This window comes from Marivita sp., assembly GCF_048006345.1.
In the GTDB taxonomy this organism is placed as follows: Bacteria; Pseudomonadota; Alphaproteobacteria; order Rhodobacterales; family Rhodobacteraceae; genus Marivita.
The window spans coordinates 4078053-4098496 of the sequence record NZ_CP180351.1 but is presented as its reverse complement, the minus strand read 5'-3'; the positions used below and the strand labels follow the sequence as shown (position 1 = coordinate 4098496).

Below are 20444 nucleotides of genomic sequence, written 5' to 3'. Positions count from 1 at the left end.
GATATCTAACAATCTCTCAAAGGCTGCCCGATGAATTGGAGTTCCCATGGCCCGCGTGACGGTTGAAGATTGCGTTGACAAAGTCCCAAATCGTTTTGAGCTTGTGATGCTTGCCGCGCATCGCGCCCGCGAAGTGTCTGCAGGTGCTGCAATCACGGTCGATCGCGACAATGACAAGAACCCCGTTGTTGCGCTTCGCGAAATTGCGGACGAAACTCAGTCGGCGGACGAACTTCGCGAGCGCCTGATCGAATCGAATCAGACGCAGATCGAAGTGGACGAGCCGGAAGAAGACGCAATGGCGCTGCTTATGGGTGCGGAACCCGACAAGCCCGTCGACGACGATCTTTCCGAAGAAAAGCTGCTCCGCGCGCTGATGGAGGCGCAGGGTCAGGGCTAAGGCCCGCCGCGATGCGGGCCGCATGTGAATGAGGCGCCGATGATCGCGGCAGACGACCTTGTTGCGCTGGTGCGCAACTACAACCCCAAGACCAATGAGACGCTCATCCGCGCGGCCTATGACTATGGCCGCGAGATGCATGAGGGTCAGTTTCGTCACTCGGGCGAACCCTATTTCTCGCATCCTGTCGCTGTTGCCGCGATTCTGACCGAACAGCAGCTTGACGATGCGACGATCATCACTGCGCTTTTGCACGACACCATCGAAGACACCAAATCCACCTATTCCGAAGTAGCTGTTCGCTTTGGCAATGAGGTGGCGATGCTGGTTGATGGGGTGACAAAGCTGACCAATCTCCAGCTTTCCAGCTCCGAAACCAAACAGGCCGAGAATTTCCGCAAGCTGTTCATGGCCATGTCCAAGGATCTGCGTGTGATCCTCGTCAAGCTGGCCGACCGTCTGCACAACATGCGGACGATCAAGGCGATGAAGCCGGAAAAGCAAATCCAGAAATCGCGTGAAACCATGGACATCTATGCGCCTCTTGCGGGCCGCATGGGGATGCAATGGATGCGCGAAGAGCTTGAGGATTTGGCCTTCCGTGTGCTGAATCCCGAAGGCCGTGCCAGCATCATTCGCCGCTTTATCACGCTCCAGAAGGAAACTGGGGATGTCATCCACCGGATCACTGGCGACATGCGGCACGAGTTGGAAAAGGCCGGGATCGACGCCGAAGTGTTCGGTCGCGCCAAGAAACCTTATTCGATCTGGCGCAAGATGCAGGAGAAAGAGATCGGGTTCTCTCGCCTTTCCGACATCTATGGCTTTCGCATCATCACCCGCACCAAGGCTGATTGCTATGCCACGCTGGGCGTCATCCACCAACGATGGCGCGCGATTCCCGGCCGTTTCAAGGATTACATCAGCGAACCCAAATCGAACGGCTACCGGTCGATTCACACCACGGTCTCCGGCCGCGATGGCAAGCGTGTCGAGGTGCAGATCCGCACCCGTCAGATGCACGATGTGGCGGAAACCGGGGTGGCCGCGCATTGGTCCTATCGCGATGGCGTGCGCAGCGAAAACCCCTTTGCCGTAGACCCCGCAAAATGGGTCGCCTCGCTGACCGAACAGTTTGACGGGGATGACGACCACGAAGACTTCCTCGAGGCGGTCAAGCTCGAGATGTATCCCGACAAAGTGTTCTGCTTCACCCCGAAGGGAGACGTCGTAAAGCTGCCGCGCGGTGCAACGCCTCTGGATTTTGCCTATGCAATCCATACGCGAATTGGATCGGGCTGCGTCGGGGCAAAAGTGGATGGCATCCGCGTGCCTCTGTGGACACGGCTGAAGAACGGCCAATCCGTCGATATCGTCACTGCAGAGGGTCAGACCCCGCAGGCGACTTGGCTGGACATCGCGACAACCGGCAAGGCCAAATCCGCCATTCGCCGGGAACTGCGCGAAGCCGGGCGCGAACGCTATGCACAGCTTGGCCGCGAACTGGCACGCTCTGCCTTCGAGAATGTGGGCAAGAAATCCAGTGACAAGGTTCTGGAAATGGCCGCCCGAAACCTCCGAATCCCCGACGCACAGGATCTGCTTGCCCGTCTAGGAAGCGCGGAAATGTCGGCGCGTGAAGTGGTTGCGGCGGTTTATCCGGATCTTGCTCCGGCACCTTCCGAATTCATCGAAATGCAAAGCGCCGTGATCGGTCTCGACAAGGGGCAGGCCTTTGATCGTGCACCCTGCTGCCAGCCGCTTCCGGGCGAAAGAATTGTAGGCATCGTGCAGCGCGGCAAGGGCGTCACGGTCCATTCCATCGACTGCGGTGCCTTGGCCGCCTACGAAGATCATCCCTCTCGCTGGCTCGACCTGCACTGGGCCGCCGGGAACCACCCACCCGTCTATGCGGTTTCCCTTGAACTGACGATTGGGAACGATGCCGGGGTACTGGGACGGATTTGCACATTGATCGGCGAAAAAAAGGCCAATATCTCTGACCTGATTTTTGTGGATCGAAAACCGGACTTTTACAAACTGCTTCTAGATATTGACCTAAGTGATGCAAACCATCTGCACGCTGTCATGTCGGCGCTCGAAGCGGAAAGTGATGTAGCGTCCGTGGTTCGGCGGCGGGATCCTGCATTGTCGACACAAGCGGCTGCGGCCGAATAAGAAGATCGAAGGGACGCGAGTTGGTATTCAAACGGCGGGACAGGCGGTCGATCTTGACCACCCTCCGTGAGGCGCTTTGGCCGCGCGGAGGATGGACTCGCGCCGCGCGTTACGTCCAGCACCGGCTGAATCGCCTTCCAGACCCGCCCGAACGAATCGCGCGCGGCATCTTTGCCGGTGTTCTGACGACCTTCACACCCTTCTACGGTCTGCATTTCCTGACCGCTGGTATCATTGCGTGGGTGATGCGTGGCAATATCCTCGCCGCGCTTCTGTCGACCTTCTTTGGCAATCCCCTGACATATGTCCCGATCAGCGTGGCTTCCCTGCAAACCGGATACTGGCTCTTGGGGCTTGGTGAAATTCGCCACGCGCATGGCAGCATTGGCTACAAGTTTGCGAAAGCCGGGGAAGACCTCTGGCGCAACTTCATGGCCATGTTCACCGACGCCACCGCCAATTGGGAAGGCTTGCGCATCTTCTATGACGAGGTGTTCTTTCCTTGGCTCATCGGCGGCATCCTTCCGGGTATTCTTTGCGGACTGGTGTGCTACTACCTGTCAGTGCCATTGATCCGCGCCTATCAGAACCGCCGCAAGGGCGCGTTGAAGGCCAAGCTGGCCTCATTGAAGAAAAAGAAGAAACAGGCTGACGATGGGCAAGCGGCGGACTAGGTTCTGCCTCAATAATGGAGGCGAGAATGACTGACTATGTAGGCCGCTTGCGGCTCGGTGTGAATATCGACCATGTGGCCACCCTGCGCAATGCGCGCGGCGGGCATCTTCCCGATCCGGTGCGGGCTGCACAATTGGCCGAAGAGGCCGGGGCCGACGGCATCACGGCTCATCTGCGCGAAGATCGCCGCCATATCATCGACAGCGACATTGACCGCTTGATGGACACGTTGCGCGTGCCGTTGAATTTCGAGATGGCCGCAACCGACGAGATGCAGAAGATCGCCCTGCGCCACAAACCCCATGCCGTTTGCATCGTCCCCGAAAAACGCGAGGAACGGACCACCGAAGGCGGTCTGGAAGTCGCGCGCGAGGAAAACAAGCTGGCCGGATACATCGCCCCCTTGCGCGAGGCTGGCTGCCGCGTGTCGATCTTCATCGGGGCTGATGAACGCCAGATTGCAGCGGCGCATCGCATTGGCGCACAAGTCATCGAACTGCACACCGGAGCCTATTGCGACGCCCATGCCGAAGGCGATTTCGCAACCCGCGACCGCGAATTGGAAATGATGCGCGAAATGTCCGCCTATGCACATTCGCTGGGCCTTGAGGTCCATGCGGGGCATGGGCTGAATTACGAAACGGTCGCGCCGGTTGCTGCCTTCCCCGAGGTGGTCGAACTCAATATCGGGCACTTTCTGATCGGAGAATCGGTGTTTCGCGGGCTCGGCCCTGCAATTGCCGAGATGCGTCGCCTCATGGATGCCGCACGGGACTGACCGGACGCAATGGCCCGCCCGCTCCTGACCTATCTGGCGATCCTGATCGCGGGCATTTCCATCCTCGTGCTTGAAGTCGCACGGTCGGGCGTAACGGTTACGGATCGCTTTGTCGGCCCGACCCCCGTAACCACGCTGGCGCGCGCCGGCGCGGATGGACCGAACGTGGTCATTGCCCACGGGTTTGCCGGGTCACGCGAGATGATGCAGGGCTATGGTCTCATCCTCGCGCAGGCGGGCTATAGGGTGCATATGTTCGACTTCGAAGGCCACGGCGCGCACCCCGTGCCGATGTCGGGCGACGTGACCAAGATTGAAGGCACAACCCGCCTTCTGATGGACCAGACCCGTGCGGTGATCGACGATTTGTCAGACGGCACGCCTGTTGCCCTGCTGGGGCATTCCATGGCGACCGATGTTCTGATCCGCGTGGCGCTGGAGGCAGATACCGGCCCACTTGTCCTGCTGTCTGCGTTTTCGCAGGCGGTCACGGCAGACCAGCCGACTGACATGCTGCTGATCTCGGGCCAGTGGGAACCGCATTTGCGGGAATTCGGCATCGATGCGTTGCAGATGGTCGACCCGGACGCACAGGAAGGCGAAACAATGCAGCAGGGCGATGTGATCCGCGCTGCGATGGCTGCGCCCTGGACCGAGCATGTCTCAATCCTGCAATCCCGCGCCGGGCGTCTGGCGGCATTGGACTGGATGAACCGCGCCTACGGGCGCGACACGGTCGCATCCGCACCACCAACCGGCTGGGCGTTTCTTGCGTTGATGGCGTCCATCACCGTATTGGCGTCCTTAGTGGCGCGGCTTGTCGTACCGGAAGCTCCCCTGCCACCCAGCCACCAACCGGGTGTGATGCGGTATCTCGGCACGCTGCTTGTCCCCGCCATCCTCACGCCCTTCATCGCGCTGCCGTTGGATTTCGGCGTCTTGCCCGTGCTCGTGGCCGATTACCTCGCTATTCATCTTGGTGTGTTCGGACTGCTTAGCCTTGCGATGCAGCGCTGGCTTTGGGGGCCATTTGCCCTTGGCTGGACCGGAGTGGTTCCATTCACGCTTGCCCTTGTCGCGCTCCTTGCGTGGGGCATTGGCGTTTTCGGTTTTGCACTGGACCGATATGGCGCGAACTTTTTTCCCATCGCGGAACGCCTGCCCATCATCGCCGCCTTGGTCATCGGCGCGATTCCGTACATGTTTGCAGATGCGCAATTGGTCTGGAAAGCGCCGCTCTGGCGACGCATCGCGGCACGTGTGGCGCTCTTGGTGTCGCTGGGCATTGCTGTGGCGCTCGATCTTGAAGGACTGTTCTTCTTGCTGATCATAGCGCCTGTGATCCTTCTGTTTTTCTTCGTTCACGGTGCAATGGGTCGGGCCTTTGGCAAACGGGCTGGACCGCTTTTGGCCGGGATCGCGTTGGGGATCATCCTCGCCTGGGCGCTTGGCGTGAGCTTCCCGATGTTTGCAGCCGCCGGAGGTGGGACATGATCATCGGTATCGGAACGGATCTGGCCAACATCGAACGCATCGCCGCCACGCTGGATCGGTTCGGTGACCGGTTCCGCAACCGTGTCTTCACCGAAACCGAGCAGCGGAAGGCAGAACGCCGACGCGATGTGGCGGGCACCTATGCCAAACGCTGGGCCGCCAAGGAGGCGTGTTCCAAAGCGCTTGGCACAGGGCTTCGCATGGGCATCGCGTGGAAGGATATGTCGGTGCGCAACCTGCACACCGGGCAACCGATCATGGAGGTCACCGGCTGGGCGAAAAAGCGGTTGGAGGACCTGACACCGCCGGGCCATGAAGCAATCATCCATGTGACTTTGACCGACGATCACCCATGGGCACAGGCCACCGTGTTGATCGAGGCGCGACCCAAGTAACAGGCGCTTGGCTTGACACCCGCGCCGCCCCCGCTCATGTAGCGCGGGACAACCGAGCAGAAGGCAGGAACATGGCGTCTGAATCCAAGAAAAGCGGCGGGATCGTCGAGACGATCAAAACCATCGTCTATGCGCTCTTGATCGCCGGAGTGTTCCGCACCCTGTTCTTCCAGCCGTTCTGGATTCCTTCAGGTTCAATGAAGGACACCCTGCTGATCGGAGATTTCCTTTTCGTCAACAAGATGTCCTACGGCTATTCCTACGCCTCGTGCCCATCGCTCTATATGCCAAATTTGGGCATCGACATTGACGCCAAGGACCTGTGTGGATGGGCCGACGGCGACAACAGCCGCCTTTTCGGCTCTGAACCCGAACGCGGTGATGTCGCGGTGTTTCGCCATCCCGTGACAGGGCGCGATTTCATCAAGCGCGTGATTGGCCTGCCCGGTGACGAGATCCAGGTGATCCGCGGTGTGCTCCACATCAACGGGACCGCTGTCGAACTGGCCCAACAGCCCGATTTCGAGGAACCCGCTTCGCCGCAGGGTCCGCAGGGTCTGCGCCCGCGCTGCGCCAACGGTCCGGTTGGCACTGGCGGTACCTGTATCAAGGAACGCTTTGCCGAAACGCTGCCCAACGGACGCACACACTCGATCTTGAATATCGGCACTCAGGGGTCGGACAATACGCCGGTCTACACAGTGCCCGAAGGCCACTACTTCATGATGGGTGACAACCGCGACAATTCCTCGGACAGCCGCGTACCCAGCGTCGCAGGCGGGGTCGGGTTTGTGCCATATGAAAACATAATCGGCAAAGCCACCCGCGTGATGTTCTCGTCCGCCGGATCGTCGATGCTGTTCTTCTGGACATGGCGCGGCGACCGCTTTTTCGAGAAGATCGAGTAGTGAAACTGTCGGCTGACCTTCAGGCGCTTTCGACGCGTTTGGGGCATCGGTTCGAACGGCCGGAACTTCTGGTGCGGGCCGTGACCCATTCGTCGCGCGCAGGCGTGAATCGCGAAGACAACCAGCGTCTCGAATTCCTTGGCGACCGGGTGCTTGGGTTGGTCATGGCCGAAGCCCTGCTCGCCGAGGACAAATCGGCAACCGAAGGGCAACTGGCCCCAAGGTTCAACGCCCTTGTGCGTAAGGAAGCGTGCGCCGACGTTGCCCGCGAGATTGATCTGGGAGCCGCCCTGAAACTCGGCCGCTCAGAAATGCTGTCCGGTGGACGACGCAAGCAGGCGCTCCTGGGCGATGCGATGGAGGCAGTGATCGCCGCTGTCTATCTGGATGCCGGATTCGACGCTGCAAAGGCCATGGTTCTGCGCCTCTGGGGCGATCGCATCGGCGCGGTCAAGGAAGACGCACGCGACGCCAAAACCGCGCTGCAGGAATGGGCCCAAGCGCGCGCCATGCCGCCACCCAGCTATGTGGAGCTGTCCCGCGACGGCCCCGACCACGCACCTGTTTTCGTGATCGAAGTCCGCCTTGAGGACGGCCAGTCCGCCAAGGCCAAAGCCGGGTCCAAACGGCAGGCAGAGCAAGCAGCCGCCAAGACGCTGCTTGCCGCCGTTGAAAAGAGCACGTCTTGACCGACAATCTGCGTGGCAGCCTTTTCATGGTTCTCGCCATGCTGGGCTTTGCCATCGAGGACGCGTTCTTCAAGGCAGCCACTGGCACGGGTGATGTCTCTCCGGGCGTTGGAACGATGCTCTTCGGACTATTCGGAACGGGCTTCTTCCTACTCTACGCACTCTGGCGTCGCGAACAGCTGTACAGCCACGCCTATATCGAAGGCCCGCTCCTGATCCGGTCAGCTTTCGAAATTCTGGGCCGTCTGTTCTTTGCCCTCAGCCTTGCCTTCGTACCGCTCTCTACAACATCCGCCATCCTGCAAGCCGCCCCGCTGGTGGTCACCCTCGGGGCGGTAATTGTTCTCAAGGAACAGGTCGGACTACGCCGCTGGATCGCAATGGCTGTCGGCTTTTTCGGGGTCCTGCTGATCCTGCGCCCCACCCCATCAGGGTTTGACGCTACAGTTATTTTCGCCGTTCTGGGCATGATCGGCTTTGCCGGTCGGGACCTAATGACCCGCGCCAGCCCGCCGGAAGTGTCAGCAACGCAGCTGGGTATCCTCGGATTCTTGATGGTCTTCATCGCAGGGGCCGTCATCACGCTATTCGAAAGCGCGCCCCTCGCCGCCCCAAGTCTGCCGGCCCTGACGATGCTCATGGGCACCGGGTTCGCGGGGCTTGTCGGATACAGCGCGCTGACCAAAGCCATGCGGACCGGAGAAGTCTCCGTCGTGGCCCCGTTCCGCTATTCCCGCCTCTTGATCGCTCTGGTCTTTGCCTATCTGATCTTCGGCGAACGGCCTGACGCGCTGACGCTGATCGGCGCCACCTTGATTGTCGGCAGCGGCGTCTACACGTTGGTGCGCAGCGGGCGAAAAGACAGGGCTGGCTCTGCCCCGCGATCTGGCGTATGACGCCGGACTTCTAAGGATGGATGCACCTATGACCACGCGCGCCGGTTTCGTCGCTTTGATCGGAGAGCCCAATGCGGGCAAATCCACGCTGACCAATCAGATGGTCGGCGCGAAAGTGTCGATTGTGACCCACAAGGTGCAGACCACCCGTGCACGCATTCGCGGTGTCGCCATCGAAGGAGATGCGCAGATCGTGCTGGTGGACACGCCCGGTCTGTTCAAACCGCGCCGCCGACTGGATCGCGCGATGGTTGCAGCAGCCTGGAGCGGCGCGTCGGACGCAGACATCGTCGTGCTGCTGATCGAAGCCCATCGCGGCATCACCGAAGGCGTTGAGGCGATTCTTGAGAACCTTGGTGAAGTCGTGGGCAAACGCCCTGTCGCGCTGGCCATCAACAAGATTGACAGGGTTGAAGCGCCCCGCCTTCTGGCGCTGACCCAACAGATGAACGAAAAGTTCCCGTTTACCGAGACCTTTCTGATCTCGGCAGAAAAGGGCCATGGGGTCAATGCGCTGCGCAAATGGCTGGCGGCTGAACTGCCAGAAAGCCCGTGGCTTTACCCTGAAGACCAGATCGCCGATCTGCCACTGCGCATGATCGCCGCTGAGATGACGCGCGAAAAGCTGACGCTGCGCCTGCATCAGGAGTTGCCGTACCAGCTGACCGTCGAAACCGAGCATTGGGAAGAACGTGACGACGGGTCGGCGCGGATCGACCAGGTGATTTACGTGGTCCGTGATGGGCACAAGGGCATCGTTCTGGGCAACAAGGGCGAGACCATCAAGTCCATCAGCAAGGCCGCGCGCGAAGAGCTTGAAGAGTTCCTTGGTCGACGCATCCATCTGTTCATGCAGGTCAAGGTGCGTGAGAAATGGCTCGACGAAGCCGAGCGCTATTCGGAAATGGGCCTCGATTTCAAGGACGGCAATGCCTGAAGCCCGGCTTGCAAGCGGTTTCTGGGTGCATGCCTATATGCGCCGCCTGTCATTGTTCGACATCCCGGCCTTTGTGACCGCCCATGGCGACGACACAGCCGGGGCCATTCTCATCAAGCTCAACACTCTGGACGGTCAGGCCAAGGCCTTCATGCGCCAATACGACCTGATGACTGGGGCACGCCCTTGGCAGGTCTTGGCTGATGGCATCGAGGCCGATGTCGATGCCAGCATCGCCAAACAGCGCAGCTTTGACAGCGATCTCTGGGTGATCGAGGTCGAAGACCGCGCCGGGCGGCACCTTCTGGATGAAGACGGGCTGTCGGGCTAGAGTCCCGTCATGGACTGGCGCGATACAGGCATCCTTTTGAGCAGTCGCCGACACGGCGAAAGCTCCATGATCATCGACGTGTTCACCCCCGAACGCGGGCGGCACGCGGGTGTTGTGCGCGGTGGCGCATCGCGCAAGGTTGCGCCGATCCTGCAACCCGGTGCGCAGCTTGATCTGGCATGGCGCGCGCGGTTGGAGGACCATCTGGGCAGCTTTACCGTCGAACTGCAACGCTCCCGCGCGGCGATTGCCATGCAGAACCGGACGACGCTGGCCGGCATGAATGCCACGCTTGCGCTTTTGGCGTTTGTCCTGCCCGAACGTGAACCACATCCCGTGCTCTATGCCCACACGCAGAACCTCTTGGACCTTCTGGACCAAACCGACCTTTGGCCCTTGGCCTATCTGCGCTGGGAAACCGCGCTTCTGGACGATCTGGGCTATGGCCTCGACCTGAGCTATTGCGCCGTCACCGGGGCGACAGACGGTTTGATCTACGTGTCGCCCAAATCCGGCCGCGCCGTGTCTGCCAAGGGCGCGGGCGACTGGGCAGACAGGCTTTTGCCGCTTCCGGACGCATTGCGCGAGGGCGGCGCGACCGAGACGACCGACATTGCCGACGCTTTGCGACTCACCGGCTATTTCCTCGAACACAAACTGGCAGCAGGCCAGGTAGGCAAGCCACTGCCCGAAGCACGGGCACGCTATGTCGACATGCTGCGCCGTGCCGCTCCACCATCAAAAACCGACGCCTGACAGGACACATGGCAGGGACGGATGAGCGAAGTTTGGAAAACATCAAAACGTCGCCTTTTCAGTCACTCTTTGGCGCGATAGGTAAGGGTCATGACCATGACGGTGCCAAATATCCTGACTGTCCTGCGCCTGCTGGCTGCGCCGGGTGTGGCCCTTATGTTCCTTTATTTCTCACGTCCGGCAGCGGATTGGTTCGCCTTGGTGCTTTTCGTGACCGCAGCCATCACCGACTGGTTCGACGGCTATCTCGCCCGCGCGTGGAAACAGGAAAGCAAGCTGGGCGCGATGCTCGATCCGATTGCGGACAAGGCGATGGTGGTCATCGCTCTGATGGTGATCGTGGGCTACTCGTCGATGTCGCCTTGGCTGGTCCTGCCTGCAACCTTCATTCTGTTTCGCGAAGTGTTCGTCTCGGGCCTGCGTGAATTTCTGGGCGACACGGCTGGGACGCTGAAGGTGACACCGCTGGCCAAGTGGAAAACCACACTCCAGATGGTCGCCATCGCAGTGCTTTTTGCGCAGGGCGTTTTCGAACACTACCTTGGTATGTCTGCCATGGGCATGAGTGCCGAGATATTCCAGGGCGTAATGCTGGGCGAAATAGAAGACCTGCATGGTCTCTGGTGGAAACATGCCGGAATGGTCTGGGCGGGCAATGTCGGCATCATACTGCTTTGGCTTGCGGCCTTCCTGACATTGATCACGGGCTGGGATTATTTCCGCAAAGCCGCGCCGTTCTTAAGGGATTGACCAGATGGATGTGTTGTACTTCGCATGGGTCCGTGAGCGGATCGGATTGCCCAAGGAAACGGTAACGACTGACGCGGAAACCGTGGCCGACCTTGTTGCCGAACTGCGCGCCCGCGAAGACCGCTATGACCTCGCCTTTTCCGATCTGAGTGCGCTGCGGGTCGCCGTCGATCAGGAACTCACCGACTTTGACGCGTCGATCAAGGGCGCACGGGAAGTGGCGTTCTTTCCACCGATGACGGGCGGCTGATGCGCATCGTTGTCCAGGAACCCCCATTCGACTTTGGCGCAGAGGCCGAAGCCTTTGCCTCTGGCCGCCATGACATGGGCGCTGTTGTCACCTTCACCGGCGTTGTGCGGGATTTTGGCAATGGCGGGCTCGACGCGATGGAGATCGAACATTATCCCGGCATGACCCAGAAAGCGCTGGAGGGTATCGCTGCCGAAGCTGTTTCGCGCTGGTCCTTGGGCGATGTTCTGGTGATCCACCGCTATGGCCGGATGGAGCCGGGCGAAAAGATCATGATGGTCGCCACCGCCGCCCCACACCGCAAGGACGCGTTCGAAGCGGCGGAATACCTGATGGACTACCTCAAGTCCCGCGCACCGTTCTGGAAGAAAGAGCACGCGGCGACCGGGGAAACCAACTGGGTGGCCGCCAAAGACGAAGATGAGGACGCGCTCAAGCGGTGGTAGCTTGTCCGCTGTGCAAATCGGTCATATGATTTGACCAATTCAACCAGCCACGAGCATCATGCCCTTTCAGCCTGTCACCCCGGAAAAACTGTCTACCTCGGTCACCCGCCAGATCGAAAAGCTGATCCTACAGGGTATCCTGCGGCCGGGTGAGCGCCTGCCATCCGAACGGGAACTGGCAGAACGGCTGAATGTCTCGCGCCCGTCACTGCGGGAATCCATCGCTGACCTGTCGGAGCGTGGTCTCCTTACCAGCCGCGCCGGGGCCGGGGTCTATGTGGCCGATGTTCTGGGCTCCGCCTTTTCAGACGCGCTGATCCAGCTGTTTGCCAACCATGACGAGGCAGTATTCGACTACCTGTCCTTCCGTCGTGACATGGAGGGGCTGGCAGCCGAACGCGCGGCGCGTCTGGCATCAGACACAGACCTCAAGGTCATCAATACGGTGTTCGAGCGCATGGAGGCCGCACACCAAAAGCGCAATCCCGCGGACGAGGCGGCATTGGATGCGGAATTTCACCTCAGCATCATAGAAGCCAGCCACAACGTCATCATGCTCCATATGATGCGGTCCATGTACCAGCTTCTGCGCGAGGGCGTGTTCTACAATCGGCAGATCGTGTTCCGGCAAAAGACAACCCGCGTAACCCTGCTGGACCAGCACCGCGCCATCAACGACGCCCTTCAGGCGCGGGACCCCGAAGCAGCGCGCAAGGCTGTGGTGGATCACCTGACCTATGTGGAATCCTGCCTCGCGGACAACCGCAAGGCAGAGGCGCATGAGGCGGTGGCGCGGCGGAGATACGAGCACACGCTTGCCAAAGGCTGAAATGCTTCGACGCACTTCAGCGAAACCATCGATGGTTTCGCGCCCCTAACTCGCCACGCGAGCCTTCATCAGGCCCTCATCCTTCAACCGCACATGACATTCGTCCAGCGACTGCCACGCCCGTTCGATAAGGGTGTCGATCTCGTCATGCGAAATCACCAGCGGCGGAGAGATGATCATCCGGTCGCCGACATGGCGCATGATCAGGTTATTCGCAAAGCACCGTTCCCGGCAGACAAAGCCCACAGTCCCGGCCTCCGCTTCGAAGGCAGCACGCGAGGACTTGTCCGGCGTCAGGGCAATTGACCCCATCATACCAACGATCTTGGCCTCACCCACAAGTGGATGCTCGGTCAGGGATTCGAACTTTTCCTTGAGGTACGGCGCAGTCTGTTCGCGCACGCGGGTCACGATGCCTTCCTCGTCCAGAATCCGGAGGTTCTCCAACGCCACGGCACAGGCGACCGGGTGGCCGGAATAGGTGTAACCGTGGTTGAATTCGACGTTGTTGATGACCTCGGCCACCTCGTCACAAATCAGCGAGCCACCAATCGGCTGATACCCCGAGCTAAGCCCCTTCGCGATGGTCATGATGTGCGGGCGGATGTTCATGGTCTGCGATCCGAACCAATTGCCCGTGCGCCCGAAGCCGCAGATCACCTCGTCCGCGATCAAGAGGATGCCGTATTTGTCAACGATGCGTTGAATTTCCGGCCAATAGGTTTCGGGCGGAACGATCACGCCACCCGCACCCTGCACCGGTTCAGCGATAAAGGCCGCAACCCGCTCCGGGCCCAGTTCGTCAATTGCCGCTTCAAGCTGACGTGCGCGCTCGAGCCCGAATTCCTCGGGTGTCATGTCACCCCCTTCGGCCCACCAGTTCGGCTGGTCGATATGGTGGATGTTGGGGATCGGCAGACCGCCCTGCATGTGCATGCCCTTCATGCCCCCCAATGACCCTGAGCCGACGGACGAGCCGTGATAGGCGTTCCACCGCGAGATCACGATGTTCCGGTCCGGCTGGCCTTTTTCAGCCCAGTAGGTGCGCACCATCCGCAGGTTGGTGTCATTCGCCTCTGACCCGGACCCGGCGAAAAAGACCTGATTGAATCCCTCGGGCGCGAGTTCCGCCAGTTTTTGCGAAAGCGCAATGGCAGGCACATGGGTGGTCTGGAAGAACGTGTTGTAGAAGGGCAGCTCTTCCATCTGCCGCGCGGCAACCTGTGCGAGTTCCTTGCGGCCATATCCGATGTTGACACACCAAAGGCCCGCCATGCCGTCCAGAATGCGATGACCGTCGCTGTCGGTCAGCCACACGCCATCGGCCCGCGTGATGACACGCGCGCCTTTTGCGCAAAGCCCTGCACCATGCGTAAACGGATGCATGTGATGCGCCGCATCGAGGGCCTGCAGTTCGGCTGTGGGCATGTGATTGGTGATGGTGACCATTGGGGCAGATCCTTTTCCGAGGGATGCTGACAAAATATGATCAAATTATTTCGAGTCAATCGAATCAGGCAAGACCCTGCCGGATTTGTTCCATCCCCTGCGCTACATCGCCCATCATCGCCTCTGCCGCAGCATCACCGTTGTTTGACCCTAGGGCAGCCAACACATCCTTGTGACGGTCCGGGAGGTTCCTCGTTCCGAATTGGCCACAGACGACACGCAGCGACGGACCGAACCGCAGCCACAGCCGATCCACCATTTCGGTCAGGATAGGCGCCTGCGCCAGAGCATTGAGATGCGCGTGGAAGCTGTGATTTTCGACGAGGTAGCGATGCACATCCCCCCTGCGGATCGCCGCGTCCAGACGCTGATCGATTTCCGCCAACCGCATCACGTCGGTCGGCACCGCCCGTTGCGCAGCGCGCCGTGCGAGTTCCGGCTCCAACGCCTTTCTGGCAATGCTCAATTCCTCGATGGCCTGCGCATTGAGCACGGGCACAGCGATTCTGCGGTTACCCAGAAATTCGAGCGCGCCTTCGGCCGTCAGCCGGCGCAGGGCTTCGCGAACCGGCGTCATTCCGACACCCAGCGCCTCGGTCAATCCCTGAATCGTCACAGGCTGGCCCGGCTCGAACTCTCCGAACAAGACCTGGTCGCGCAATTGACGATAGACGAGTTCATGCGCCGGCAGACGGATCGATTCTGCGATTGGCTTCAACGATGTGTGTCCGGCCATTGCCACCTCTCGAACTGCTGAGTCTTTGGGCAGAATGCCCGATTGCCTGCCTCTGACAAGTCATCTTGCACGTTCCTGACGACCATGAAAACATCTCTCCTATTGCCAGACCGGGCAAGATTTGATCAAATTTACATCCACAGGGTTGCAACTGCCCTGGGATCAACGGGAGAACCTCATGAAAATCCATCTGCTGACGATGACCGCAGGTGCAGCACTTCTCGCCTCACTCGCCCACGCAGAGGAAGTGCGCGTCTACAACTGGTCTGACTACATTGACGAAGAACTGCTCACAAAGTTCGAGGAAGAAACCGGCATCGACCTGATCTACGACGTGTTCGACAGCAATGAACTTCTTGAAACCAAGATGCTGGCAGGCGGATCCGGCTACGATGTCGTCGTACCGACCGGGACGTTCCTTCAGCGTCAGATCGCAGCAGGCTCGTTCCAGAAACTCGACAAGTCCAAACTGCCTAACATCAGCAACATGTGGGACGTTATCGCGGCACGTACTGACAAGTACGATCCCGGAAACGAATACTCGATCAACTACATGTGGGGCACGACCGGGATTGGTGTAAATGTCGACAAAGTGACCGAAATTCTTGGCGCGGATGCGCCGATTGCGTCGCTCGACCTCGTGTTTAATCCAGAAAACATGGAAAAGCTGGCGTCCTGCGGCGTACACTTCCTGGACGCTCCGGTCGAAGTCGTTCCCGCTGCGCTGGCCTATGCAGGCCTCGACCCCGACCGCAAGGATGACGAAGCGCTTGCAAAAGCCGAAGAAGTTCTGATGGGCGTGCGTCCCTACATCCAGAAATTCCACAGTTCGGAATACTTGAACGCTCTCGCGAACGGGGACATCTGCGTCGCGTTTGGCTGGTCTGGCGATGTGCTGATTGCACGTGATCGTGCATCCGAAGCGAACAACGGAATAAATATCGCCTACAATCCGCCGGTTGAGGGTGCATTGATGTGGTTCGACCAGATGGCCATTCCGGTCGATGCCCCAAATCCCGAGGCCGCCCATGTGTTCCTGAACTTCATGATGGACGCGCAAAACATGGCGCAGGCGTCAAACTACGTGTACTATGCCAATGGTAACGCTGCCTCGAAAGAGTTTCTCAACGAAGACGTCATCGGCGACACGGCCATCTATCCGGACGACGCAACACTCGAAAAGCTCTACACCACAACACCGTTCCCGCCTGCCGAACAGCGGTCGCTGACGCGGATGTGGACCAAGGTCAAGTCGGGCACCTGATCGAACGTGCTCTTTTGTCCGGCGGGGGGCTTCCCCGCCGGATCCAGTCTTGGTTCGGAGGTGCCTGAAGTGTCGCAAACCGTTTTCGCTCCGTGGGAAGACCCCAACGAGAAACCGCTCATCCAATTCAAGAATGTCACGAAACGGTTCGGTGATTTCACCGCCATCGACGACCTGACACAGGACATCTACACCCGGGAATTCTTTGCCCTGCTTGGGCCGTCCGGATGCGGCAAAACCACAATGATGCGCATGCTGGCAGGGTTCGAGGCACCGACGGAAGGCCAGATTTTCATTGCAGGTCAGGACATGGCCAAGATCCCGCCGAACAAACGGGCGGTGAACATGATGTTCCAGTCCTACGCCCTGTTTCCCCATCTCAGCGTCTGGGAAAACATCGCCTTCGGCCTCAAGCGCGAAGGCAAGGACAAGGACACCATTGCAGCGCGCGTCGAAGAGATGCTGCGCCTCACGCGCCTGAGCAAATTCGCCAAGCGCAAACCCCACCAGATTTCCGGCGGCCAGCGGCAGCGCGTGGCGCTCGCCCGCTCCTTGGCCAAAGCCCCGAAATTGCTCCTCCTCGATGAACCGCTCGGCGCGCTCGACAAGAAGCTGCGTCAGGACACCCAGTTCGAGCTGATGGACATTCAGGAAAAGACCGGCACCACCTTCGTGATCGTAACCCACGATCAGGAAGAAGCCATGACCGTGGCAAGCCGCGTCGCTGTCATGGATGAAGGCCAGATTATTCAGGTCGCCACACCTGCGCAAATCTACGAGGCACCGAATTCGGTCTACGTGGCCGACTTTATCGGCGACGTGAACATCATCTCGGGCCGCGCCAAGCCCAATGGCGAAAAGGTCGCCACGCATTGGGCAGAAAGCCAGCCGGACATCATTGGCACAACCACCACCAAATTCGACGCCGGACAGGAAATCCATTTCGCCATCCGCCCCGAAAAGGTCGCCATCAGCACCGAAGAACCGCAGGACGCCGCCAACAAGCTGCAGGGCAAGGTGCTCGATATCGCGTATCTGGGCAACATCTCGACCTATCACGTCGAATTGCCGACGGGCCTTATCATCAAGGCGCAAACCGCGAACACGCGCCGCTTGTCGCGGCGGCAGATCACCTGGGAAGACCAGGTCTGGATCAGTTTTACAGACACCGCCGGTGTCCTGTTGGAGCGCTGAGGGATGCGCCGTTTCATCCTTATCGCGGTGCCCTATCTCTGGCTGGTCGCACTGTTTCTGATCCCGTTTGCGATCGTCCTCAAAATTTCGCTCTCGGACGTCGCACTTGCCCGCCCTCCCTATTTCCCGCAGCTTGACCTGTCTGCGGGATGGGACGGTCTGAGAACGTTCTTTTCCGAATTGGATTTTGAGAACTTCTGGTTCCTGACCACCGACGATCTTTACTGGAAAGCCTATCTCAGCTCGCTCCAGATCGCGCTCACCTCAACCGTAATGACCCTTCTGGTGGGCTATCCGATTGCCTATGCCATGGCACGCTCCGCCCCCGAATGGCGCCCGACGCTGCTCATGCTGGTGATCCTGCCCTTCTGGACCAGCTTCCTGATCAGGGTCTACGCGTGGATGGGGATCCTGTCGAACGAAGGCCTGCTGAACCAGTTCCTGCTCTGGCTTGGCGTAATCAACGAACCACTGACGATCCTGAACACCAACACCGCCGTCTATATCGGCATCGTCTACACCTACCTGCCTTTCATGATCCTGCCGATCTATTCGGCCCTGGAACGCTTGGATGACAGCCTTCTCGAGGCCGCAGAAGACCTTGGCTGTTCGCGCCTCAGCGCCTTCTGGCTGGTGACAATCCCGCTGTCAAAGAACGGTATCATCGCGGGCTGTTTCCTTGTCTTCATCCCGGTGATCGGCGAATTCGTGATCCCGTCGCTGCTGGGTGGTTCGGGCACGTTGATGATCGGTAAAGTGCTGTGGGAGGAGTTCTTCTCCAACCGCGACTGGCCCGTCGCCTCGGCGGTGGCGGTGATCCTGCTCTTGATCCTCGTGATCCCTATCATCCTGTTCCAGCGCAACGAGCAGAAACAGCGGGAGGCCGAAGGATGAGACGGTTTTCCTGGTTCAACGCAACCGCGCTCACGCTGGGCTTTGCGTTCCTCTACATCCCGATGATCATCCTTGTGGTGTACAGCTTCAACGCGTCCAAGCTCGTGACGGTCTGGGCGGGGTTCTCGACCCAGTGGTACGGCGAACTGATCCGCAACGAGGAATTCCTGAACGCGGCGTGGGTCACGATAAAGGTCGCGGTGATGAGTTCGACCATCGCCACGATCTTGGGCACGATGGCCGCTTATGTGCTGGTCCGCGGTGGACGCTTTGGAGGCCGCACGCTGTTTTCCGGCATGATCTATGCACCCCTCGTGATGCCCGAGGTGATCACCGGTCTGTCGCTCCTGCTGCTGTTCATCGGCATCGGGCTGGATCGGGGTGTCCTGACAATCGTCCTCGCCCACACCACGTTCTCCATGTGCTACGTGTCGGTCGTCGTGTCTTCACGCCTCGTGACCTTTGACAAATCTCTGGAAGAGGCGGCGCTGGATCTCGGCTGTTCTCCATTTGAGGCCTTCCGCTTGGTGACGCTGCCAATCATCGCACCTGCAGTGATCTCCGGCTGGCTCTTGGCCTTCACCCTGTCGCTCGACGACCTCGTGATTGCAAGCTTCACCACCGGCCCGTCGGCAACCACCCTGCCGATCAAGATCTTCTCGGCCGTCCGCCTCGGCGTCAGCCCGGAAATCAACGCGCTTTCGACCATCATGATCGCGATTGTCACCATCGGTGTGATCACCGCGTCACTCATCACGAAACAGGCCGCTGTCCGACAGGCCCGAGACGAGCGCATGGCCGAACGCCCTGCATGAGGCGCATCTACGAAGCGTCGGCCTATCGCACGCCTGACACCTGCTGGTGGCGCGATACCGCGCCGCCTTCTGCCCAATCGCAGCTTGACGGCGACCACAGAACCGAGGTCGCCATCATCGGCGGCGGCTTTACCGGTTTGAACGCGGCATTGTCCTTGGCAAACGCGGGTGTCGAGACAACCGTCATTGATGCCGAACAGCCCGGCTGGGGCGCGTCCGGACGCAATGGAGGCTTTTGCTGCTTGGGCGGCTCGAAACTCGGCAGCACGCTGCTCGCACAGCGCTTCGGCAATGATGAGCGCATCGCATGGCACAAGGCCGAACGCGCCGCGGTAGACCATGTGGACGCACTTCTGTCGGACCACCAGGTTGACGCAGACCGACATTCCGACGGCGAAACGCTCTTGGCGCATTCGCCGAAGGCCATGCGGGACCTGCGGGCCAGCGCAGACGATGCCGTGGCAATCTACGGTGTGACGCCTGAGATCATCCTAGCCGAAGAACTCCGCCAGCGCGGCCTCGGTGGTGCGTTTCATGGCGGTATCACGACGCCTATCGGCTTTGCTCTGAATCCGGCCAAGTATCACGCAGGACTGGCCCGCGCCGCGCAATCCGGCGGTGCACGTCTGTTCGGGAAAACCCCGGCACAGTCGATCACAAGAACTGGCGCGTCATGGCGCGTGGCCACACCCACCGGGACAATCACCGCCGACAAGGTCATCCTCGCCACCAATGGCTATTCCTCCGAGGATGTCCCGGACTGGCTTCGCGCCCGCTACCTTCCTGTGCAATCCACGATCATCGTCACCCGCCCAATCACCCAAAGCGAGCAAGCCCATCAGGGCTGGACAAGCCTTCAGATGAGCTATGACAGCCGCATCCTGCTGCACTATTTCCGCCTGATGCCCGATGGGCGCTTTCTTTTCGGCATGCGCGGCGGATTGCGGGCAACACCCGATGCCGAAGCACGTCTGTCACGCAAAATTCGCGCAGACTTTCACGCGCTCTTCCCAGAATGGCGGAATATCGAGATCACCCACGAATGGTCCGGTCTTGTCTGCCTGATGCGCAGGCTCACCCCGTTTGCCGGTGCTGTCCCCGACCACCCCGGACTCTTCGCCGCGATGGGCTATCACGGCAACGGCGTGGCCATGGGCAGTTATCTGGGTGCGCGACTGGCGGACACTGTGATTGGCCGTCCACACCGCCATCCGTTTCCCGCGTTTCTCTCGGCCCCACCGGAACGTTTCCCATTGGGGTCGTTGCGCCGTTTGTTGCTGGCACCCGCCTACGCTGCAGCCGCATTCTTCGACCGGTAAGGCCGCCTTTCGAAAGGCGGCAGACACGCGGTTTCAGAACCGCGTCTCAAACGCGTTCGAA

The 20444-nt window shown here is 60.0% G+C and carries 23 protein-coding genes; 21 read left to right on the top strand and 2 right to left on the bottom strand.

The window, feature by feature from the left end:
- The first annotated feature begins 46 nt into the window (after nt 1–46).
- From rpoZ to ACMVPR_RS19775, 16 genes are all read left to right on the top strand, one after another.
- The gene (rpoZ, locus tag ACMVPR_RS19850) at nt 47–400 is read left to right on the top strand and encodes a DNA-directed RNA polymerase subunit omega (protein ID WP_292263700.1); all 354 of its coding nucleotides are present in this window, start codon (nt 47–49) and stop codon (nt 398–400) included.
- Between the two features lie 39 nt (nt 401–439).
- Entirely contained in the window at nt 440–2578 is a 2139-nt protein-coding gene (locus ACMVPR_RS19845; RefSeq protein ID WP_416884269.1) for a RelA/SpoT family protein, read from the top strand.
- Nucleotides 2579–2598: 20 nt separating this feature from the next.
- Nucleotides 2599–3252: a DUF2062 domain-containing protein gene (locus tag ACMVPR_RS19840; RefSeq protein ID WP_300587062.1), complete on the top strand. Its 654-nt coding sequence runs from the start codon at nt 2599–2601 to the stop codon at nt 3250–3252.
- 26 nt (nt 3253–3278) lie between these two features.
- Nucleotides 3279–4031 carry a pyridoxine 5'-phosphate synthase gene (locus ACMVPR_RS19835; protein ID WP_416884268.1) on the top strand — a complete coding sequence of 251 codons (753 nt, stop codon included), beginning with the start codon at nt 3279–3281 and terminating at the stop codon, nt 4029–4031.
- 9 nt (nt 4032–4040) lie between these two features.
- Nucleotides 4041–5525 carry an alpha/beta fold hydrolase gene (locus ACMVPR_RS19830; RefSeq protein ID WP_416884267.1) on the top strand — a complete coding sequence of 495 codons (1485 nt, stop codon included), beginning with the start codon at nt 4041–4043 and terminating at the stop codon, nt 5523–5525.
- Nucleotides 5522–5920, top strand: coding sequence for a holo-ACP synthase (acpS, locus tag ACMVPR_RS19825; RefSeq protein WP_416884266.1), 399 nt, complete (start codon nt 5522–5524; stop codon nt 5918–5920). The genes ACMVPR_RS19830 and acpS overlap by 4 nt, the downstream gene beginning before the upstream one ends.
- 71 nt (nt 5921–5991) lie before the next feature.
- Entirely contained in the window at nt 5992–6828 is an 837-nt protein-coding gene (gene lepB, locus ACMVPR_RS19820) for a signal peptidase I (protein WP_416884265.1), read from the top strand.
- A complete protein-coding gene (gene rnc, locus ACMVPR_RS19815) occupies nt 6828–7517 on the top strand; it encodes a ribonuclease III (protein ID WP_416884264.1) in 690 nt (229 codons plus the stop codon). Before lepB ends, rnc begins: the two co-directional genes overlap by 1 nt.
- Nucleotides 7514–8413, top strand: a complete 900-nt coding sequence (locus ACMVPR_RS19810; RefSeq protein WP_416884263.1) for a DMT family transporter — start codon at nt 7514–7516, stop codon at nt 8411–8413. The genes rnc and ACMVPR_RS19810 overlap by 4 nt, the downstream gene beginning before the upstream one ends.
- Nucleotides 8414–8441: 28 nt before the next feature.
- On the top strand, nt 8442–9350 hold the full coding sequence (gene era / locus ACMVPR_RS19805) for a GTPase Era (protein ID WP_416884262.1): 909 nt from the start codon (nt 8442–8444) through the stop codon (nt 9348–9350).
- Nucleotides 9343–9681: a DUF1491 family protein gene (locus tag ACMVPR_RS19800; RefSeq protein ID WP_416884261.1), complete on the top strand. Its 339-nt coding sequence runs from the start codon at nt 9343–9345 to the stop codon at nt 9679–9681. Before era ends, ACMVPR_RS19800 begins: the two co-directional genes overlap by 8 nt.
- A gap of 9 nt (nt 9682–9690) precedes the next feature.
- A complete protein-coding gene (gene recO / locus ACMVPR_RS19795) occupies nt 9691–10437 on the top strand; it encodes a DNA repair protein RecO (protein WP_416884260.1) in 747 nt (248 codons plus the stop codon).
- Between the two features lie 90 nt (nt 10438–10527).
- The gene (gene pgsA, locus ACMVPR_RS19790; protein WP_300587041.1) at nt 10528–11187 is read left to right on the top strand and encodes a CDP-diacylglycerol--glycerol-3-phosphate 3-phosphatidyltransferase; all 660 of its coding nucleotides are present in this window, start codon (nt 10528–10530) and stop codon (nt 11185–11187) included.
- A 4-nt stretch (nt 11188–11191) separates the two neighbouring features.
- On the top strand, nt 11192–11437 hold the full coding sequence (gene moaD, locus ACMVPR_RS19785; RefSeq protein WP_292263663.1) for a molybdopterin converting factor subunit 1: 246 nt from the start codon (nt 11192–11194) through the stop codon (nt 11435–11437).
- Entirely contained in the window at nt 11437–11883 is a 447-nt protein-coding gene (locus ACMVPR_RS19780; RefSeq protein WP_416884259.1) for a molybdenum cofactor biosynthesis protein MoaE, read from the top strand. The genes moaD and ACMVPR_RS19780 overlap by 1 nt, the downstream gene beginning before the upstream one ends.
- A gap of 58 nt (nt 11884–11941) precedes the next feature.
- Nucleotides 11942–12712: an FCD domain-containing protein gene (locus ACMVPR_RS19775; RefSeq protein ID WP_416884258.1), complete on the top strand. Its 771-nt coding sequence runs from the start codon at nt 11942–11944 to the stop codon at nt 12710–12712.
- Between the two features lie 45 nt (nt 12713–12757).
- Here the strand turns inward: ACMVPR_RS19775 and ACMVPR_RS19770 are convergent, their stop codons facing one another.
- Both ACMVPR_RS19770 and ACMVPR_RS19765 read right to left on the bottom strand, forming a co-directional pair.
- Entirely contained in the window at nt 12758–14161 is a 1404-nt protein-coding gene (locus tag ACMVPR_RS19770) for an aspartate aminotransferase family protein (protein ID WP_416884257.1), read from the bottom strand.
- 64 nt (nt 14162–14225) lie between these two features.
- On the bottom strand, nt 14226–14897 hold the full coding sequence (locus ACMVPR_RS19765; protein ID WP_300587032.1) for a GntR family transcriptional regulator: 672 nt from the start codon (nt 14895–14897) through the stop codon (nt 14226–14228).
- Between the two features lie 178 nt (nt 14898–15075).
- Here ACMVPR_RS19765 and ACMVPR_RS19760 point away from each other — a divergent pair, with 178 nt between their 5' ends.
- The 5 genes from ACMVPR_RS19760 to ACMVPR_RS19740 all read left to right on the top strand — a co-directional run bounded on the left by ACMVPR_RS19760 (nt 15076) and on the right by ACMVPR_RS19740 (nt 20383).
- On the top strand, nt 15076–16161 hold the full coding sequence (locus ACMVPR_RS19760) for a polyamine ABC transporter substrate-binding protein (RefSeq protein ID WP_416884256.1): 1086 nt from the start codon (nt 15076–15078) through the stop codon (nt 16159–16161).
- 69 nt (nt 16162–16230) lie between these two features.
- The gene (locus ACMVPR_RS19755) at nt 16231–17355 is read left to right on the top strand and encodes an ABC transporter ATP-binding protein (protein ID WP_416884255.1); all 1125 of its coding nucleotides are present in this window, start codon (nt 16231–16233) and stop codon (nt 17353–17355) included.
- Between the two features lie 3 nt (nt 17356–17358).
- Nucleotides 17359–18249 (top strand): ABC transporter permease subunit, encoded by an 891-nt coding sequence (locus ACMVPR_RS19750; RefSeq protein WP_300587026.1) that lies wholly within the window; start codon nt 17359–17361, stop codon nt 18247–18249.
- The gene (locus ACMVPR_RS19745) at nt 18246–19064 is read left to right on the top strand and encodes an ABC transporter permease (protein WP_292265403.1); all 819 of its coding nucleotides are present in this window, start codon (nt 18246–18248) and stop codon (nt 19062–19064) included. The genes ACMVPR_RS19750 and ACMVPR_RS19745 overlap by 4 nt, the downstream gene beginning before the upstream one ends.
- Nucleotides 19061–20383, top strand: a complete 1323-nt coding sequence (locus tag ACMVPR_RS19740) for an NAD(P)/FAD-dependent oxidoreductase (protein ID WP_416884254.1) — start codon at nt 19061–19063, stop codon at nt 20381–20383. Before ACMVPR_RS19745 ends, ACMVPR_RS19740 begins: the two co-directional genes overlap by 4 nt.
- The last annotated feature ends 61 nt before the right edge of the window (nt 20384–20444 follow it).

Bases quoted from the DNA above. Each gene is read 5' to 3' on its own strand.
- rpoZ (WP_292263700.1), top strand. From the start codon at position 47: ATGGCCCGCGTGACGGTTGAAGATTGCGTTGACAAAGTCCCAAATCGT.
- ACMVPR_RS19845 (WP_416884269.1), top strand. From the start codon at position 440: ATGATCGCGGCAGACGACCTTGTTGCGCTGGTGCGCAACTACAACCCC.
- ACMVPR_RS19835 (WP_416884268.1), top strand. From the start codon at position 3,279: ATGACTGACTATGTAGGCCGCTTGCGGCTCGGTGTGAATATCGACCAT.
- ACMVPR_RS19830 (WP_416884267.1), top strand. From the start codon at position 4,041: ATGGCCCGCCCGCTCCTGACCTATCTGGCGATCCTGATCGCGGGCATT.
- acpS (WP_416884266.1), top strand. From the start codon at position 5,522: ATGATCATCGGTATCGGAACGGATCTGGCCAACATCGAACGCATCGCC.
- lepB (WP_416884265.1), top strand. From the start codon at position 5,992: ATGGCGTCTGAATCCAAGAAAAGCGGCGGGATCGTCGAGACGATCAAA.
- era (WP_416884262.1), top strand. From the start codon at position 8,442: ATGACCACGCGCGCCGGTTTCGTCGCTTTGATCGGAGAGCCCAATGCG.
- ACMVPR_RS19800 (WP_416884261.1), top strand. From the start codon at position 9,343: ATGCCTGAAGCCCGGCTTGCAAGCGGTTTCTGGGTGCATGCCTATATG.
- recO (WP_416884260.1), top strand. From the start codon at position 9,691: ATGGACTGGCGCGATACAGGCATCCTTTTGAGCAGTCGCCGACACGGC.
- pgsA (WP_300587041.1), top strand. From the start codon at position 10,528: ATGACCATGACGGTGCCAAATATCCTGACTGTCCTGCGCCTGCTGGCT.
- moaD (WP_292263663.1), top strand. From the start codon at position 11,192: ATGGATGTGTTGTACTTCGCATGGGTCCGTGAGCGGATCGGATTGCCC.
- ACMVPR_RS19780 (WP_416884259.1), top strand. From the start codon at position 11,437: ATGCGCATCGTTGTCCAGGAACCCCCATTCGACTTTGGCGCAGAGGCC.
- ACMVPR_RS19775 (WP_416884258.1), top strand. From the start codon at position 11,942: ATGCCCTTTCAGCCTGTCACCCCGGAAAAACTGTCTACCTCGGTCACC.
- ACMVPR_RS19770 (WP_416884257.1), bottom strand. From the start codon at position 14,161: ATGGTCACCATCACCAATCACATGCCCACAGCCGAACTGCAGGCCCTC.
- ACMVPR_RS19765 (WP_300587032.1), bottom strand. From the start codon at position 14,897: ATGGCCGGACACACATCGTTGAAGCCAATCGCAGAATCGATCCGTCTG.
- ACMVPR_RS19760 (WP_416884256.1), top strand. From the start codon at position 15,076: ATGAAAATCCATCTGCTGACGATGACCGCAGGTGCAGCACTTCTCGCC.
- ACMVPR_RS19750 (WP_300587026.1), top strand. From the start codon at position 17,359: ATGCGCCGTTTCATCCTTATCGCGGTGCCCTATCTCTGGCTGGTCGCA.
- ACMVPR_RS19745 (WP_292265403.1), top strand. From the start codon at position 18,246: ATGAGACGGTTTTCCTGGTTCAACGCAACCGCGCTCACGCTGGGCTTT.
- ACMVPR_RS19740 (WP_416884254.1), top strand. From the start codon at position 19,061: ATGAGGCGCATCTACGAAGCGTCGGCCTATCGCACGCCTGACACCTGC.